At 49.7% G+C, this 320-nt stretch carries 1 pseudogene; it reads right to left on the bottom strand.

Annotated elements, in window-relative coordinates:
* Positions 1-320, bottom strand: a pseudogene (locus AC3XQU_RS23505) (hypothetical protein); the annotation flags it as partial.

A 320-nucleotide genomic window follows, 5' to 3' on the forward strand; every position in this document is an offset into this window, starting at 1 on the left:
TCTGAGTCGGATCACGTCTATGCGAGCTCCCAGGACGGCGCAGCAGTTTTCAAAGGTCCATTCTCCGAATGATCTTCCGAAAACCCACTGAGCAGCCTTGACGTACGATTCAGGGACCATCTTCTTTGCAAAGAGAGCTTCAACATTGGCTTGGATGATTCGAAAGGCCAACCGAGGCATGCCTTCTTCAAAATCAGTTGCGTCCAACCGCCGAAGTGTATCTTCCTTTACTACTCGTCTTTTCGCTCCAAGGTTCGGTAGATCACGGAGCGCGGCGAGAGCAAGTTCTTCATTATGAGGGCATGACTGCTTAACAATTT

The organism is Telluria sp. AZSoR62 (assembly GCF_058111565.1).